The organism is Mycobacterium sp. NGS54 (genome assembly GCF_059812465.1).
The window spans coordinates 583,068-599,159 of record NZ_JCALCS010000003.1 but is presented as its reverse complement, the minus strand read 5'-3'; the positions used below and the strand labels follow the sequence as shown (position 1 = coordinate 599,159).

The 16,092-nt window shown below is 68.8% G+C and carries 18 protein-coding genes; 7 read left to right on the top strand and 11 right to left on the bottom strand.

Going from position 1 to position 16,092, the window contains the following annotated elements; translation table 11 throughout:
- Nucleotides 1-11: 11 nt before the first annotated feature.
- Nucleotides 12-1,322, bottom strand: a complete 1,311-nt coding sequence (locus tag AC5Y5E_RS11780; protein ID WP_499903154.1) for an ROK family protein — start codon at nt 1,320-1,322, stop codon at nt 12-14.
- A 173-nt stretch (nt 1,323-1,495) separates the two neighbouring features.
- Here AC5Y5E_RS11780 and AC5Y5E_RS11775 point away from each other — a divergent pair, with 173 nt between their 5' ends.
- Complete coding sequence (locus tag AC5Y5E_RS11775) at nt 1,496-2,245, top strand: SDR family oxidoreductase (protein WP_499903153.1); 750 nt, start codon at nt 1,496-1,498, stop codon at nt 2,243-2,245.
- Here AC5Y5E_RS11775 and AC5Y5E_RS11770 read toward each other — a convergent pair.
- Both AC5Y5E_RS11770 and AC5Y5E_RS11765 read right to left on the bottom strand, forming a co-directional pair.
- Nucleotides 2,229-3,587, bottom strand: coding sequence for a L,D-transpeptidase (locus AC5Y5E_RS11770; RefSeq protein ID WP_499903152.1), 1,359 nt, complete (start codon nt 3,585-3,587; stop codon nt 2,229-2,231). The genes AC5Y5E_RS11775 and AC5Y5E_RS11770 overlap by 17 nt on opposite strands.
- Before the next feature lie 40 nt (nt 3,588-3,627).
- A complete protein-coding gene (locus AC5Y5E_RS11765) occupies nt 3,628-4,725 on the bottom strand; it encodes a UDP-N-acetylmuramate dehydrogenase (RefSeq protein WP_499903151.1) in 1,098 nt (365 codons plus the stop codon).
- A gap of 26 nt (nt 4,726-4,751) precedes the next feature.
- Here AC5Y5E_RS11765 and AC5Y5E_RS11760 point away from each other — a divergent pair, with 26 nt between their 5' ends.
- The 3 genes from AC5Y5E_RS11760 to AC5Y5E_RS11750 are packed head-to-tail and all read left to right on the top strand — an operon-like array spanning nt 4,752 to nt 7,177.
- Nucleotides 4,752-5,276 carry a DUF2505 domain-containing protein gene (locus tag AC5Y5E_RS11760; protein WP_499903150.1) on the top strand — a complete coding sequence of 175 codons (525 nt, stop codon included), beginning with the start codon at nt 4,752-4,754 and terminating at the stop codon, nt 5,274-5,276.
- 21 nt (nt 5,277-5,297) lie between these two features.
- Entirely contained in the window at nt 5,298-6,140 is an 843-nt protein-coding gene (locus AC5Y5E_RS11755) for a carbon-nitrogen hydrolase family protein (protein WP_499903149.1), read from the top strand.
- Nucleotides 6,137-7,177: an LmeA family phospholipid-binding protein gene (locus AC5Y5E_RS11750; RefSeq protein ID WP_499903147.1), complete on the top strand. Its 1,041-nt coding sequence runs from the start codon at nt 6,137-6,139 to the stop codon at nt 7,175-7,177. The genes AC5Y5E_RS11755 and AC5Y5E_RS11750 overlap by 4 nt, the downstream gene beginning before the upstream one ends.
- Here AC5Y5E_RS11750 and deoC read toward each other — a convergent pair.
- The 6 genes from deoC to AC5Y5E_RS11720 all read right to left on the bottom strand — a co-directional run bounded on the left by deoC (nt 7,174) and on the right by AC5Y5E_RS11720 (nt 11,362).
- Nucleotides 7,174-7,860 (bottom strand): deoxyribose-phosphate aldolase, encoded by a 687-nt coding sequence (gene deoC, locus AC5Y5E_RS11745; RefSeq protein WP_499903146.1) that lies wholly within the window; start codon nt 7,858-7,860, stop codon nt 7,174-7,176. The two genes, AC5Y5E_RS11750 and deoC, sit on opposite strands and share 4 nt — an antisense overlap.
- The gene (locus tag AC5Y5E_RS11740; protein ID WP_499903145.1) at nt 7,861-8,280 is read right to left on the bottom strand and encodes a DUF2599 domain-containing protein; all 420 of its coding nucleotides are present in this window, start codon (nt 8,278-8,280) and stop codon (nt 7,861-7,863) included. It lies immediately after the preceding gene.
- A 4-nt stretch (nt 8,281-8,284) separates the two neighbouring features.
- Nucleotides 8,285-8,548: a DUF2516 family protein gene (locus AC5Y5E_RS11735; RefSeq protein WP_499903295.1), complete on the bottom strand. Its 264-nt coding sequence runs from the start codon at nt 8,546-8,548 to the stop codon at nt 8,285-8,287.
- A gap of 101 nt (nt 8,549-8,649) precedes the next feature.
- Nucleotides 8,650-9,243, bottom strand: coding sequence for a heparin-binding hemagglutinin HbhA (hbhA, locus tag AC5Y5E_RS11730; protein ID WP_499903144.1), 594 nt, complete (start codon nt 9,241-9,243; stop codon nt 8,650-8,652).
- 278 nt (nt 9,244-9,521) lie between these two features.
- Entirely contained in the window at nt 9,522-9,941 is a 420-nt protein-coding gene (locus AC5Y5E_RS11725) for a helix-turn-helix domain-containing protein (protein ID WP_499903143.1), read from the bottom strand.
- A gap of 83 nt (nt 9,942-10,024) precedes the next feature.
- Entirely contained in the window at nt 10,025-11,362 is a 1,338-nt protein-coding gene (locus AC5Y5E_RS11720; protein WP_499903142.1) for a DUF445 domain-containing protein, read from the bottom strand.
- Between the two features lie 133 nt (nt 11,363-11,495).
- Between AC5Y5E_RS11720 and AC5Y5E_RS11715 the strand changes: the two genes are divergently transcribed.
- The 3 genes from AC5Y5E_RS11715 to pcaA all read left to right on the top strand — a co-directional run bounded on the left by AC5Y5E_RS11715 (nt 11,496) and on the right by pcaA (nt 14,231).
- A complete protein-coding gene (locus AC5Y5E_RS11715; protein WP_499903141.1) occupies nt 11,496-12,197 on the top strand; it encodes a TetR/AcrR family transcriptional regulator in 702 nt (233 codons plus the stop codon).
- A 12-nt stretch (nt 12,198-12,209) separates the two neighbouring features.
- Nucleotides 12,210-13,223, top strand: a complete 1,014-nt coding sequence (locus AC5Y5E_RS11710; RefSeq protein ID WP_499903140.1) for a prenyltransferase — start codon at nt 12,210-12,212, stop codon at nt 13,221-13,223.
- A gap of 144 nt (nt 13,224-13,367) precedes the next feature.
- Entirely contained in the window at nt 13,368-14,231 is an 864-nt protein-coding gene (gene pcaA / locus AC5Y5E_RS11705; protein ID WP_499903139.1) for a cyclopropane mycolic acid synthase PcaA, read from the top strand.
- Between the two features lie 49 nt (nt 14,232-14,280).
- On the opposite strand, the gene AC5Y5E_RS11700 is transcribed toward pcaA, so the two are convergent.
- Complete coding sequence (locus AC5Y5E_RS11700) at nt 14,281-15,141, bottom strand: cyclopropane mycolic acid synthase family methyltransferase (RefSeq protein WP_499903138.1); 861 nt, start codon at nt 15,139-15,141, stop codon at nt 14,281-14,283.
- 84 nt (nt 15,142-15,225) lie between these two features.
- Nucleotides 15,226-16,089 carry a 3-hydroxybutyryl-CoA dehydrogenase gene (locus AC5Y5E_RS11695; RefSeq protein WP_499903137.1) on the bottom strand — a complete coding sequence of 288 codons (864 nt, stop codon included), beginning with the start codon at nt 16,087-16,089 and terminating at the stop codon, nt 15,226-15,228.
- Between the last annotated feature and the right edge of the window lie 3 nt (nt 16,090-16,092).

The following is a 16,092-nucleotide window of genomic DNA, read 5'->3' as shown; positions in this document are numbered from 1 at the left end:
CGCTGTTCGCGCTAAGCGGACGACTCGTCCGCGGCGACCTCGCGCAGCCGGGAGTCCAGCGCCCCGGCGCGCCGCATCGCGCCGAGCGGGTCGGCGTACAACCCGCCCAGCGACACCGTCCCGGCCCCGGCTTCCTGCACCCGGTTGCCGAAGGCGGTGACGCGAATATCGCGCGGCGCCAGGACCGAGCTGGCGGCGAACGCCGCCTCCACGTGCTCCATCGCCTCGGGGTATTCGGTGAAGGCCTGGCCGCCGACCACCAGCTCGTCGGGGTTGAGCATGTCGCGCAGCAGGGCGACCGCCTCGCCGAGCACGCGGGCCCGCTCCGCCAGCAGCTCCCTGGCCTGCTGGTTGCCGGCCCGGGCCACCCGCAGCAGGTCGGTCATCGCGGACGCGGACCCGCTGCTGCGGGTCGCGGGCGCGACGCCGGAGAGGATTTTCAGCCGGCGGGCGGCGGCCAGGACCGCTTCGTCGCTCACGGTGGACTCCAGCTGGCCGGCGCCGCCGAGCAACTCGGAGTGGGCGGGCAGCGCCGCGATCGTGCCGGGGCCGCTGGTCGGGCAGTGCACCCGCCCACCGATCACCAGCGCATAGCCCACGGTCTCGCGGGCGTAGACGTACAGGCTGGTCGGCGAGCTCGGCGCGAATCGCCGCAGGCCGAGCAGCAGCTCGGCGCCGGCCATGGCATCGACGTGCGAGGCCACCGAGACCGGCAGGCCGAGCGCGTCGGCCAGCACGGGGCCCACCGGCGCCTGCCGCCAGCCCAGCCTCGGGTGGTCGACGTGGCCGGTGGCGCTGTCGACGGTGCCACCGATCGCCACCCCGACCCACAGCGCGCGGCGCCGGTGCCAGCGTCGCAGGTAGCGGCTGGCGCTCTCGGCCAGCGACGCGAGCGCGGGCCCGGCGGCGCTGAGCGGGGTCGGGGTCTCGACGGTGTCCAGGGTGCGGCCGAACAGGTCGGTCGCCACGATGCTGGTGGTGCGCGCGCCGATGTGGATGCCGAGCGTCACGAACGGCTCGTGGTTGATCTCCACCGGCACCCGTGGACGTCCGATGGCGCCGGAGACGGCCAGGTCGGCGCGCTCGCGCAGCAGGCCGGCGTCGAGTAGCGCGATGACCTGCCGGTTGACCGTGGCGATGCTCAGCGATGTGACGCCGGCGATGACGTCGCGGCCGACCGGCCCGCGCAGCCGGACGGCCCGGAAGACCGAAGCCGCGGCCGAATCGGAGATGTGCAGCGCCGGGGGCAGGATCTGGCGGTGCAACCGCAGGGGGGCCTTACGGCTGGAGGAATGCGTGTGGGTGAGAGTTGTCGAGCGCACGAGCGTCCTTTGTCCGAGTTCGAATGGCCGGCTTCGGCCACGCCTGAAAAGTCAGGAGCGGCAAAGTGCGCGGCAACAACACGCACTCGCCGCGCAAAGACACGCGGCGGTGTTGTCGAACAGGGCGCTGAGGTGCACTCCGAGAATTTAGCACGTTTATTAGAGTTATTCCGATGAACGGCAAAGGGGGGCAACAACGGGTCGCGGTGGTCACCGGTGCGAGCTCCGGCATCGGCGAGGCCACCGCCAAAGTCCTTGCCGCCCTTGGCTTTCACGTGATCGCCGTGGCACGCCGCGCGGAGCGGATCAACGCGCTGGCCGACGAGATCGGTGGAACCGGCATTGTGGCCGACGTCACAGACGGTGCCGCGGTGCAAGCGCTGGCGGACCGGCTCGGCCGGGTCGACGTGTTGATCAACAACGCGGGTGGCGCCCGGGGCCTCGAACCCGTCGCCGACGCCGACCTCGAGCACTGGCGGTGGATGTGGGAGACCAACGTGCTGGGCACGTTGCGGGTCACCCGGGCGCTGCTGCCCAAGCTGGTCGACTCCGGTGACGGCCTGATCGTCACGGTCACCTCGGTCGCCGCGCTGGAGACCTACGACGGCGGCGCCGGCTACACGGCGGCCAAACACGCCCAGGGTGCGCTGCACCGGACGCTGCGCGGTGAGTTACTCGGAAAACCGGTGCGGCTCACCGAGATTGCCCCGGGTGCGGTCGAAACCGAGTTCTCGCTGGTCCGTTTCGACGGCGACGAACAGCGCGCGGACGAGGTGTACACCGGGATAACGCCGCTGACGGCCGCCGACGTAGCCGAGGTGATCGGATTCGTCGCCTCGCGCCCGTCCCACGTGGACCTGGACCTGATCGTGATGAAGCCGCGCGACCAGGCCAGCGCGACGCGGTTTAACCGCCGGGGCTAGGCGAGGTGGTGGTGGTCGTCGGCGTGCCCGACAACGTCGGGGCGTTCGACGGGGTCACCGGCGCGGTCACCGGAATCTGCGTGGCCGGCGGGTGCGCCGTCGGGGGCGGCAGCGCCGACATCGCCACCCAGGTGTCCCAGTCCACGGCCCAGTCCCAGATGTCGCCGTCGGAGTAGGACAGCTGGATCGAGCTGCCGGTCACCTCGACCGGGTCGCCGTACATCGCGGTCGGGTAATACTCCGCGGCGTCGGCGGTCGACAGGTTGATGCAGCCGTTGGTGACGTTGCTGTTGCCCTGCGCGCCCGCGCTCGACGGGTTGGCGTGGATGAACTCGCCGTTGTTGGAGATCCGCACCGCCCAGCGCTCGTGGGCGTTCGTGTAGCCGGCCGCCGGGTTGGACATGTAGAAGTCGGCGTACTTCTCGGTGACCACGTGAATGCCGTTGCGGGTGACGTTGCGGGCCTTGTCGGCCTCGCCGTAGCTGCACGGGAAGTCCATGATGACCCCGGCGTCGGTGACGACCTGGATGCGGTGCGAGGAGACCTCGGCCTTGACGACCTGCTTGCGGCCGATCTGGAAGTGCAGCGAGATGTCGTCGGCGCCGAACGCGCCGTCACCGAACGGTCGTCCGTAGAGCTTGGCGTCGACGTTGACGGTGGTGCCCGCCGGGTAGTACTCGCGGGGGCGCCAGTGTGCGCGCGCCCCCTGCGCCTCGTCGGGCAGCCACGCCCAGCTGCCCTCGACCGGCGGCGTGGTGGTGACGGTGAGCGCCTTCTCGACCGACGCCTTGTCGCTGATCGGCGCGTCGAACTGGATGATGATCGGCGCCGCGACACCAACGGTCTGGCCGTCGGCCAGCTGGAAGGCCCCGCCGATCTTCTTGCTCGGCGCCACGGTGGTGAACTTGCCGCTCAGCGGGACCGCCTTGCCGTTGTGGCCGACGGCCGAACCGCTCCAGGTGTAGGTCGCGTCGTAGCCCAGCGGCTCGGTAGTCGTGTAGACCGTGCGGTCGGAGTTGAAGGACCCGGCGACCACCTTGCCCGACGAGTTCGTCAGCGCCACCTTCTGGAACCAGCCGTCGGTCACCTGGACGCTGATCGGCGAGACCGGAACCACGTCGGCGGCGGCGTCCGCCGGTGAGAACTTCAGCTGGGGCGCCGGCGGCTCCTTCTTGCTCTCGGCTTGCTTGGCCACGGTGCCCGCGCAGGCGGCCAACACGCTGGGGGCGAACACGCCGAGCCCGAGGGCCGCCAGGGCCAGGCGCCGGTTAACCGGCGGCGGGGAACTGGATGTGCTCACGACACCTAAAGATACCGGGAGAATAGACACCAACGGCGCCACGGCAATTCGGCGCCGACGTGCAACGGCGGGAGATTAGCCGCTATAGCCTGCAGCCAAGCAGGACAGGCTCGGGTTTCAGTGTGATGCCAAACACAGCATGGACTCCGTCACGCACGGTTCGGGCCAGTGCGATGACGTCCTCCGCGGTGGCCCCGCCGCGGTTGGTCAGGGCGAGCGCGTGCTTGGTCGAAAGCCGGCAACGGGCCCCTTCATCCTGCGGATAGCCCTTGCCGAAGCCCGCCCGCTCCACCAGCCAACCGGCCGCCAGCTTGACCCCGTCCGGCGCCGGATAGTGCGGAACCGGCCCCTCGACGTCGCCGGCCAGCCGCTCGTAGGCCTCCGGTGCCACCACGGGGTTGGTGAAGAACGAACCCACGCTCCAAGTGTCGTGGTCGTTCGCGTCGAGCACCATCCCCTTGCGCGCCCGCAGCGTCAGCACCGCCTCGCGCACGGCGCCGGGGTCGGCGCGCTCGCCGCTGGCGACGTTCAACGCGGCCGTCAGCTCGCCGTAGCGCAACGGCGCGCTGCGGCCCGACGGATCCAGCGCGAACTCGACTTCCAGTGCTACCCAACGGATTTCGCCTCCCCGCTGGGAAGCCTTCTTGAAGACGCTGGTGCGGTACCCGAAGCCGAGCTCGTCGCCGGGCACCCAGCGCACCTCGCCGCTTTCGCGATCGAGTACCCGGACCCGGGTGATCGTGTCGGACACCTCCGCCCCGTAGGCGCCGACGTTCTGCACGGGCGTGGCGCCGGCCGACCCGGGGATGCCCGACAGGCACTCCAGGCCGCCCAGGCCGTGCTCGATCGACTTGACCACCACGTCGTCCCACACCGCACCGGCCTCGGCGCGGACCACGTTGCCGTCCACGGTGATGCCGTCGCCCGCCAGGCGCACCGCGGTCAGATCGGTCAGCGTATCGGCGATAACCAGGTTGGACCCGCCAGCAAACACCAGCACCGGGGTCGCCCGGGCGTCCGAGTCCAACTGCCGCAATACCGCGACCGCCTGCTCGGTGCTGGCGCAGGTGATCAGGCGTCGCGCGACCGGCCCAACCCGCAAGGTGGTCAGCGGCGCCAGCGGCACCGTCTCATCGACACGCGCGCCGTCGAAGAGCGAACCGGCACCGCTCGTTTTCATGGCCCGTAACGGTAGCCTGGCCAGCTATGCCGCATTCATTCGAGTTGTCGGCCGAGTACGAGGAAAGCGTCGAAGAGGTGCATCGGGCTTTCCAGGAGGAGGGCTACTGGCGGGCCAGGCTGGCCGACATTCCCGTCGACGAAGCGAAGCTGGAGTCGATGCGGGTCGGCGGCGAGTCCGGACGGGACGGCACCGTCGAGGTGGTCACGCTGCAGGTGGTGCGCAGCCACAACCTGCACGCCGTCGTCAAGCAGCTGCACCGGGGCGACATCCGCATCAGGCGCAGGGAAACCTGGGGCCCCCTCGTCGACGGCACCGCCATGGGCTCGATCGCGGTCAGCATCCTCGACACCCCGGTGCAGGTGTCCGGCCCGGGGGAACTGGCGCCGCTCGCCGACTCCGGCGGCGCGCGGCTGACCTGCCAAGTCACCGTCCAGGTGCGGATCCCGATCATCGGCGGCAAGGTGGAGCGGCTCATCGGCGCTCAGCTGGACGAGCTGGTCAGCCGGGAACAACGGTTGACCGCGGAGTGGATCGCCAAGAGCGCCTGAGCCGGGCCTAAGCTGGCGCCCATGCGAATCGCGCTGGCGCAGATCCTCAGTGGCAGCGAGCCGGCGGCGAACCTCGAGCTGGTCCGCGAGCACACCCGCCGCGCCGCCGACGCCGGCGCACGGCTGGTGGCTTTCCCCGAGGCGACCATGTGCCGATTCGGCGTCCCCCTGGCCCCGATCGCCGAGCCCGTCGACGGGCCCTGGGCGAACGGCGTGCGCGGGATCGCGACCGAGTCCGGGATCACCGTGGTCGCGGGCATGTTCACCCCGGCCGGCGACGGACGCGTGAAGAACACGCTGATCGTGGCCGGGCCCGGCGCCCCCAACCGGCCGGACACCCACTACGACAAGATCCACCTGTACGACGCGTTCGGCTTCACCGAGTCGCGCACCGTCGCGCCGGGCCACGACCCGGTGGTGGTCGAGGTCGACGACGTCCGGGTGGGATTGAGCGTTTGCTACGACGTCCGCTTCCCCGCGCTCTACACCGAGCTGGCCCGCCGCGGCGCCCAGCTGATCGTCGTCTGCGCGTCCTGGGGCTCCGGGCCGGGCAAGCTCGACCAGTGGACGCTGCTGGCCCGGGCCCGCGCGCTGGACTCGATGAGCTACGTCGCCGCGGTCGGTCAGGCCGATCCCGGCGACGCCCTGACCAAGTCCGGGTCGGGCGCGGGCGCGCCGCTGGGCGTGGGCGGCAGCCTCGTCGTCTCACCGCTGGGCGAGGTGGTCGCCTCGGCCGGCGACGGCCCCCAGCTCGTGGTCGCCGACATCGACGTGGACCGGGTCGCCGCGGCCCGGGACAGCATCGCGGTGCTGCGCAACCGCTCCGACTTTGCTCAGGTGGATAGGGCAGAATCGGTTGGGTGACGAACCCACAGGGCCCACCAGGACCACCGAACGAGGGCCCCTCGACATGGGCCCGTCCCGGCAACCAGGGGCCCTTCGGCCAGCCCCCGACTGAGCGGCCGACCGAACGGATCAGCACCGGCGGCCCGGCGCAGCAGGCGCCGCCGCCGGCCGCCGCGGGTCAGCAGACCGAGCAGTTGGCCGTCCCGCACCAGAACCCGCAGCGACCCACTTACCCGCCGCCGCCCGTCCCGCCCGCGGGCCCGACGGGCAAGCTCGCGACCCCCGACGAAGAGCCGGCACCGGTGAAGAGAAAACGACGCCTCCTTCGCGACCCGCTGTCCATCGCGCTGATCTGCATCATCGTTTTCGCGCTCCTCATCGCCGCGCTGATCGGGGGCGAGCTGTACGTCCGTCACGAGGCGAACTCCAAAGTCGCCCAGGCGGTGGCGTGCGAGGTCAAGGACCAGGCCACCGCGTCCTTCGGCGTGACGCCGCTGATGCTGTGGCAACACGCCACGAAGCACTACACCAACATCTCGGTGCAGACGGCCGGCAACAACATCCGCGACGCCAAGGGCATGAAGCTCAACCTCAACATCCGCGACGTCCGGCTGCAGTCGAGCGCCAACTCGAAAGGCACCATCGGCTCGCTGGACGCCAGCATCGCCTGGACCAATGACGGCATCAAGCAGTCGGTGCAGAACGCGATCCCGGTCCTGGGTCCGTTCGTCACCAACAGCGTGACCACTCACCCGGCCGACGGCACCATCGAGCTGAAGGGCATGCTCGACAACATCACGGCCAAGCCGGTGGTGTCCGGCACCGGGCTGCAATTGCAGATCGTCAGCTTCAACGCGCTGGGCTTCACCATGCCGAAGGAATCGGTGCAGTCGACGCTGGACGACTTCACCGCGCAATTCACCAAGAACTACCCGCTGGGAATCCACGCCGACAGTGTGCAGGTGACCGATACCGGTGTGACAGCCCACTTTTCGACGCAGAACGCCAGCATTCCGAACGACAACACCACCGACCCCTGCTTCGCCAACCTCTAGGAAGCGCCGAGCCCGTCGAGCACCGCGCGGGTTCCCGATAGACCGAGGCGGGTCGCGCCGGCCTCCAGCATCGCTAGCGCGTCGGCGGCGGTGCGGATGCCGCCGCTCGCCTTGACGCCCAGCCGCCCGCCGACGGTCTCGGCCATCACGGCGACGGCATGCACCGACGCCCCGCCCGCCGGGTGAAAGCCGGTCGAGGTCTTGACGAAGTCGGCGCCGGCGTCCTCGGCGGCGCGGCACACGTCCGCCAGCGTGCCCACACCCGCCCGGGCCAGCAGCACCGCCGACTCGACGATGACTTTGAGCACCGCTAGCGGCACCGCGGCGCGCACCGCCTCGATATCGGATCGCACGGCGGCGACGTCGCCGGCCAGCGCGGCGCCCACGTCGATGACCATGTCGATCTCGCCGGCGCCGGCCGCCACGGCCAGCGCGGCCTCGTGCGCCTTGACCGCCGGCACGTGCTTGCCCGACGGAAAGCCGGCCACCGCCGCCACCCGGACGCCGGGGCTGGCGGCCTGCGACGCCACCGCGACCATCGACGGCGAGACACACACCGCGTAGACCCCGAGGTCGCCCGCCTCCGCGACCAGCGCGGCCACGTCGGCGCGGGTGGCCTCGGGTTTGAGCAGGGTGTGGTCGATCAGGGCCGCCAGCTGGGCCCGCGTGGGTCGGCTCGCCACCTAGAAGCCTTCTTCCGGACCGCCGGGATTGCAGCCGGTGGCGAACATTTCGGCGTCGTCGACCACCGGGCGCCACGGCTCCAGGTTCCAGCTCGCCTTGCCCGGTTGTACGAACTCGGCGAGCTGCCAGTGGCAGACGAACTGTGCGCGCATGCCGGGGGTGGCGGCGTCCGGCGACAGCGCGAGCACCTCGGCCCAGGCCTCGTCGGCCTGCGCCGCGGTGCCCGGTTGTCTGGCGGCCAGCCGCCCGGATGGGGTCGGGAAAACCCGCAGGCTGGACAGGCCCTGCCAGCGGGACCACTGGGTGTGGTCGATGAAAGGGGGTGACGGGGTGGCGTCGGCCCGAGCGACGGACGCGGGGGCCGGCGGGCCCAGCAAGGCGACCAGGGCCAGTGCCGGCGCGGCCAGCAGGGCTCTCATCCCGCTAGCGCGACTTGCCCTGAATCTCGAGGAGTTTCGGCCGCACGTCGACCAGATACACGCCGGCGGCGCAGGCGGAGATCGCCATGCCGAGCACGCCGAACACGAAACTCAAGACGGACGAAAGTGCCACGGCCACGCCGAGGATCACCAACCACACCGGCTTGGTCAGCTTTTCTGCGGCGGTATAGGCGTCGGTTCGCTGCAGCGCGGCGTGCACGAAGGCGTACACCGCCGTCAGCGCGACGGCGATCTGCAGGACGAACATGACGATGCTCACGGCGTGGGTCACGCATCAAGGGTATGCGGGCACCGTCCAAAACGTCGACTCCGAGTTGTCCGGGGACAACTCGGAGTCGCGCGTGGAGGCTACTTCTGGGTGACCTTCTTGGCTGAGGCCTTCTTGGCCGGGGCCTTCTTGGCCGGAGCCTTCTTGGCGGGCGCCTTCTTGGCCGGAGCCTTCTTGGCCGACTCGGCCTTCTTGGGAAGGTCGATGCCGACCAGCTTGGCGGCGCGCTCGCCGACCGCCCGGGTCTGCGTCGCGACGGTGCCGAGCGCCTCCTGGGTCAGCTCGACGGCCTGGTCGACGTAGCCCTCGGCGCGCGCCGAGGCGTCCTCGAAGGGCCGCTGGCTGCGCAGGCGCTCCAGGGCGGCCTCGCCGCGGTCGACCAGCTCGTTGTAGCGACTGGTCGCGGCCTCCAGGTAGCCCTCGGCGGCCTTGCGCAGCTCGTCGGAGGTGAAGCGCTCGCGCAGCTCGGTGAACTGCTCGGGCAGGTCCTCCTGAAGCTTGGACAGGCGGGCGCGGCGCTCCTCGACCCGGCTGCGGGTCTCGGTGCGGGTTTCTTCGGCCCGCTCGCGCAGGTTGGTGATCAGGTCGTTGACGGTGGCCAGCGCCAGGTCGGCCGCGCCGAGCGCCGCCAGCAACGGAGCCCGCAAGTCCTCGACGTTCGGGTTTTCAGCCATGGTGTTTCCTTTCATAATTTGTTTCTTATCGGGGTTGCTGCGTGTCTGATCTGGAAGAAGGGCAGGCGGGGACTGGGTCAAGACCCGCGGATTGACGTGGCCCGCATCTTGCCTGGGGAACCTCCTGATTGATCGGGTCGGCTGATCGAGTTCGCAGCGTGGGCCAGGCATCCGGACTTGGTGGGCCTGGCGTCAAACCCCTTCCCTTCGGGTAACCAAGCGGCTTGGCATCTATGCGTCACCAAGTCATCGGTGTCACTGGCGCGACTGCGAATGCCTCACTCGTCGCTGTCGGATTCGCTGGGACTCTCCTCGAAATTGGATTCGTTCTGCTCGGCGAATGACGCGTAGATGTCGAGCAGGATCTGCTTCTGGCGCTCGGTGATCGCCGTGTCGGTGATGATGGCGTCGCGCACCTGGTTCTTGTCGCTGGGCTCGAGAATCCCGGCCCGCACGTAGAGCACTTCGGCGGAGATCCGCAACGCCTTCGCGATCTGGCTCAGGACGTCGGCGGACGGCTTGCGCAGTCCGCGCTCCACCTGGCTCAGGTATGGATTGCTGACGCCGGACCGCTCGGCCAGCTGCCGCACCGAGACTTGCGCGTTCTCACGCAGGTCGCGAATGAAGCTGCCGAGGTCGGAGGCCATGTCGGAGGCCGCCGTCGACACCTTGGCGGAGAGCTTCTCCTCCTGCGGCATCGCTACTCCTCGGATCGATTGGCGTGGCTTATGGCCTCAGCCTACGACCCAGTGCTTGCTTTTGCAAGCACTTGTTAGCACCCCTAGAAAAGCAGCTGCGCGACGGCGTAGATGATCAGCCCCGCCAGGGACCCGACCACGGTGCCGTTGATCCGGATGAATTGCAGATCACGACCCACGTGCAGCTCGATGCGCCGGCTGGCCTCCTCCGCGTCCCAGCGCTCGATCGTGTCGGTGATGATCGCGGTGATTTCCACCCCGTACTCCGAGACCAGGTGCTGCGCCGCCCGCACGATCCAGTTGTCGACCTTGTCGCGCAGCTCGGCGTCGTCGCGCAGCGACTCGCCGATCTGGACCACGGTGTCGGCGATGCGGGTCCGCAGGGTGCTGGAGGGGTCGTCGACGCCCTCGAGCACCAGCCTCTTCAGCGTCTTCCACGCCGTCGCCGCGGCGTTGGCGATCTCGTCGCGCGCCATCAGCTGTTCCTTGACGGCGTCGGCGCGCGCGATGGTCTCCGCGTCGTTCTGCAGGTCGTCGGCGAACTCGAACAGGAAGCGCGTCGCCGAACGGCGCAACTCGTGGTCGGGGTTGCGGCGCACCTTGTCGGTGAAGTCCATCAACTCGCGGTGGATCCGGTCGCCGACGAGGTGGTCGATGAACCGCGGAGACCAGCTCGGCGAGTCACGTTCGACCACGCGCTGGATCACCTCCCCGGCGTTCAGCGACCACTGGAACGCCCGGTCGGCCAGCAGCTGGATCAGCGCCTCCTGGCGGTTCTCTGCCAGCAGGGTGGCCAGCACCCGGCCCACCGGCGGGCCCCACTGCGGTTCGGCGATGCGCCGCACGATCATCCGGTCGATGACCTGCTGGACGTCCTCGTCGCGCAACAGCTCCACCAGCACCCGCAGCACCGTCGCCGTCTCGCCGGCCACCCGCTCGGCGTGCGTGGCCTCCGATAGCCACTTGCCCAGCCGGCTGGGCACCTGGGCGTCGCGCAGCTTGGTCTCGACGACGGGCGGCGACAGGAAGTTCTCCCGCACGAAGGTTCCCAGCCCCTCCCCGAGTTGGTCCTTCTTGCGCTTGATGATCGCGGTGTGCGGAATGGGTATGCCCAGCGGGTGCTTGAACAGCGCGGTGACCGCGAACCAGTCGGCCAGGGCGCCCACCATGCCGGCCTCGGCGGCCGCACCGACGTAACCGACCCAGGTCGCCGTGATGGCGTGGGCCTGTGCCCACCGGCAGGCCAGGAACAGGCCCGTAGCGCCGACCAGGAAGCCCAGCGCCACCATCTTCATCCGGCGCAGCGCCACCCGCCGCTGGGCATCGGCGTCCGGATCCGCCCCGGCGAAGGATTCCGCCAGGGAGGTGCGGAGCTGCCCCGCCGGTGCGTCGCCGCCGGGTGAGGCTCGGTGTGCCACCACACCATCATGTATCCCCGCGGCCAGTTAGTGTTACCGCCCTGCTGGGACGGCCCGCGCACGCCCGGCCCATCCGCCAAAACGGCCGGCGCAAGCCGTAGTATCGGGGGCGTCTGATGAGTGGGAAGCGGCGAGATTGGCAGAGCGGATCCCGGCGGTGGCCGTGAAGACGGATGGTCGCAAAAGGCGCTGGCACCAACATAAGGTGGAGCGCCGCAACGAGCTGGTCGACGGCACGATCGTGGCGATCCGCCGGCACGGCCGCTTCCTGAGCATGGACGAGATCGCGGCGGAGATCGGTGTCTCCAAGACCGTGCTGTACCGCTACTTCGTCGACAAGAACGACCTGACCACCGCGGTGCTGATGCGCTTCGCGCAGTCGACGCTGATCCCCAACATGGCGGGCGCGCTGACCTCCAACCTGGACGGCTTCGACCTGACCCGCGAGATCATCCGGGTGTATGTCGAGACCGTCGCCGACGAGCCGGAGCCCTATCGGTTCGTGATGGCCAACAGCTCGCCGACCAAGAGCAAGGTGATCGCCGACTCGGAGCGAATCATCGCCCGCATGCTTGCCATGATGTTGCGGCGCCGCATGCAGGAGGCCGGGATGGACACGGGCGGCGTGGAGACGTGGTCCTACATCATGGTCGGCGGCGTGCAGTTGGCCACCCACTCCTGGATCTCCGACCCCCGGATGAGCGCCGACGAGCTGATCGACTACCTGACCATGCTGAGCTGGAGCGCGATCTGCGGGATCGTCGAGGCGGGCGGGTCGCTGGAGAAGTTCCGCGGGCAGCCGCACCCCTCGCCGATCCTGCCCCCGCGAGAGTCATGAGACGGGCGCCCGATGCCTGACGTGAGCGCGGGCTCGCGCCTGCGGTCGTGGGCGTACGCGCTTCGCACCACCAACCCACCCCCGGATGGTCCGGTCGACGCCGTCACGCGGTGGCTCGTGGTGACCCGGGCGGCGGTGCTGCCGATGACCCTGGTCGCCGGCCTGGTGGCGGCCCTGCTGGCGGTCGGCAAGCCCGGGCTGGACTGGCGCTGGCTGGTCCTGGCCGTGCTCGGCATCACGCTGGCGCACACCGCCAACAACCTGATGAACGACCTCTACGACACCCAGGTCGGCACCGACAGCGCCACCTACCCGCGCGCGCTGTACGCCCCGCACCCGGTGCTTTCAGGGCTGATCAGCCGCCGCACCCTCGTCCTGGCGATCCTGGCGGTCAACGTCGCGGATCTGGCCATCCTGGTGACGCTGGCGTGGGCGCGGGGGTGGCCGGTGGTGGCGTTCGCGCTCGGCGGGTTCGCCCTCAGCGTCGCCTACACGGCGCCACCGCTGCGGCTGAAGAAGCGCGGCCTCGGCGAACCGGACGTCTTCGTCGTGTGGGGCCCGCTGATGGTGTGCGGCACCTACTACTCCGCGGTGGGCACGGTCGGTTGGGACGTCGTCGTGGCATCGCTGCCCTACGGCTTGCTGTGCACAACGGTGCTGATGGGCAAGCACATCGACAAGATTCCCTACGACGAGCCGCTGGGCATCCGGACCCTGCCCGTGCTGCTCGGCGAGGCGCGGGCCCGGGCCGTCACCCTGGGCATGATGGTCGGCTTCTATGTGCTGGTGGCCGTCGCCGTCGCGGTGGGGGCGATGCCGTGGCCCGCGCTGATCGTCGCGGTGGCGCTGCCGCGGCTGGCGAAGGTGTGGCCGTATTTCCGCCGCCCGAGGCCCGACGAGCCGCCACCGAAGTTTCCGGTGTGGCCGCTGTGGTACGCCGCACTGGCCTGGGTGCACGTGCGCCAGGCGGGTGCGCTGCTGGTCCTGGGGCTTGCGGCGGGCGCCGTGTTGCACACCGCTTTGTGACCCACGTGTGACGCAAAGCCGACTTCGGCGATGCGACTTGTCCGGCCTTAACGGCTAGCATGCAGGGGATGCATCGGGGGTGAACCCGGGGCGCCTGGTCGCCAGGACGCCCGGAACCCGAGATACAGAAAGGCCCTACTGCTCATGTCTGTGCAGCTCACGCCGCATTTTGGGAACGTGCAAGCGCACTACGATCTGTCCGACGACTTCTTCCGGTTGTTCCTCGACCCCACCCAGACCTACAGCTGCGCCTACTTCGAGCGGGACGACATGACGCTCGAGGAGGCGCAGATCGCCAAGATCGACCTGTCGCTGGGCAAGCTCGGACTCGAGCCGGGAATGACGCTGCTCGACGTCGGTTGCGGCTGGGGCGCCACGTTGCGGCGCGCCATCGAGAAGTACGACGTCAACGTCGTGGGCCTGACGCTGTCGGAGAACCAGGCCGAGCACGTTCAGCAGACGTTCGACCAGCTGGACACGAAGCGCTCGGCGCGGGTGTTGCTGGAGGGCTGGGAGAAGTTCGACGAGCCCGTCGACCGCATCGTTTCCATCGGCGCGTTCGAGCACTTCGGCCGCCAGCGCTGGGGCCACTTCTTCAAGATGGCCTACCGGGTGCTGCCGGCCGACGGCGTCATGATGATGCACACCATCACCCGTCCGACCTTCAAGGAGGCCAGGGCGCAGGGCACCCCGTTGACCCATGAGGTCGTTCATTTCACCCAGTTCATCCTGGCCGAGATCTTCCCCGGCGGATGGCTGCCGACGATCCCGTCGGTCGAAGAGCACGCGACCGACGCCGGTTTCAAGGTGAGCCGGATCCAGTCATTGCAGCTGCACTACGCGAGGACGCTGGAAATTTGGGCCGCGGCGCTCGAGTCCAACAAGGACGAGGCCGTGGCGATCCAGTCGGAGCAGGTCTACGACCGGTACATGAAGTACCTGACCGGCTGCGCCAAGCTGTTCCGCCAGGGCTACACCGACGTCAACCAGTTCACCTGCGAGAAGTGACCGACGGCGCCGGCCGGGGCCGGCGCCGCCTGGTAGATGACCGCGGACGCTACTTGGTCAGCGTGAACTGGCCGACGTTGCTGATGCCCTTGCGAAAGAAGTCCTCGCAGCCCGTCAAATAGTGCATATAGCGCTCGTATACCTCTTCGGACTGGATGGCGATCGCCTTTTCCTTGTTCGCCTCGAGATTGGCCGCCCAGATATTCAGCGTCCGTTCATAATGCTCACGCAGTAATTGCACTCTTTCGACGGAAAATCCCGCCGCCGGCGCCAGCGCTTCAATGTCTTCCTGCGCCGGCAACTGACCGCCCGGGAAAATTTCGGTGTAGATAAATCGGGTGAAGCGCACGTCGCTCATCGTCAGCGCGATACCGCGCTCGTGCATCTGCTTCTGTGAATGCGCCAAGATTGTGTGCAGGAGCATCCGGCCATCATCGGGGAGGACGTCATAGGCGCGGTCGAAAAACGCGGGCCAACGCTCGGCCTTGAACGCTTCGAATGCCCCGATGCTGACGATCCGGTCGACCTTGTCGTCGAACTCTTCCCAGCCCTGCAGCCGCACTTCGACGTTGCGCTCGGTCGGGATTCCCGCCAGCCTGGCCTTGCTGTACTCAAACTGGTTGCGGCTGAGCGTAATTCCGATCACGTTGACATCGAATTTCTCGACCGCCCGCTGCAGCGCGCCGCCCCAGCCGCAGCCGATGTCGAGCAGCGTCATGCCGGGCTCGAGGTTCAGCTTTCCCAGCGCCAGGTCGAACTTCGCATTCTGAGCTTCCTCGAGGGTCATATCGTCTCGCTCGAAGTAAGCGCAGGTATAGCCCATTGTTGGGTCTAGGAATAGCGCAAAAAACTCGTCCGATACATCATAGATAGATTGCGACTCTTCGTAATACGGCTCCAACGAAGTCATGGTTGCCCGATACACCTCTCGCTTGTTGACCCGGAGAATAATATCGGATGCGCAGATCGGCCGCCACATGGCCACCCGGCCGTGTCAGTAAATATAAAAACCTTGGCCGGATTTTTTGCCCAGCCGACCGGCCTCCACCATACGCAGCAGCAACGGCGGCGGACCGTATTGCGGTTCTTTGAATTCTTCGAACATTTTATCCGCGATGAGTTTGAGGGTGTCGAGGCCGACGAGGTCGGACAGCCGCAGCGGGCCCATCGGGTGCGAGAGCCCCGCGACGACGGCCTTGTCCACGTCCTCGACGCTGGCGAAGCCGGCCTCCACCATCCGGATCGCCGACAGCAGGTAGGGCACCAGCAGCGCGTTGACCACGAAGCCGGACCGGTCCGAGCAGCGCACGACCTGCTTGCCCAGCACCGCGCCGGCGAACTGCTCGGTGCGGGCGGCGGCGGCCTCGTCGGTGACCAGCGTGCTCACCAACTCGACCAGCGGCAGCACCGGGACCGGGTTGAAGAAGTGCAGACCCAGCACGCGCTCGGGGTTCTTGGTGGCCGCGGCGACCTTCATGATCGGGATACTGGAGGTGTTCGACGCCAGCACGGCGTCGGGATCGGTGACGACCCGGTCCAGTTCGGCGAAGAGTTCGGCCTTGACGGCCTCGTCCTCGACGATGGCCTCGATCACCAGTTGGCGGTCGGCCAGGTCTTTGAGGTCGGTGGTGAAGGTCAGCTTGCCGAGCGCGCGGTCCCGCTCCCGCTCGGTCACCTTGCCGGCGCTGACGCCCCGCTCCAGTGACTTGACGATGCGGTTACGCCCCGCCGTGATCAGCGCCTCGGTCGGCTCGTACACCGTTACGTCGACTCCCGCGCGGACGGAGACCTCGGCGATGCCCGAGCCCATCTGACCGGCACCGACAACCCCGACCCGCTGGATCGCTGCGTCGCTCACTTG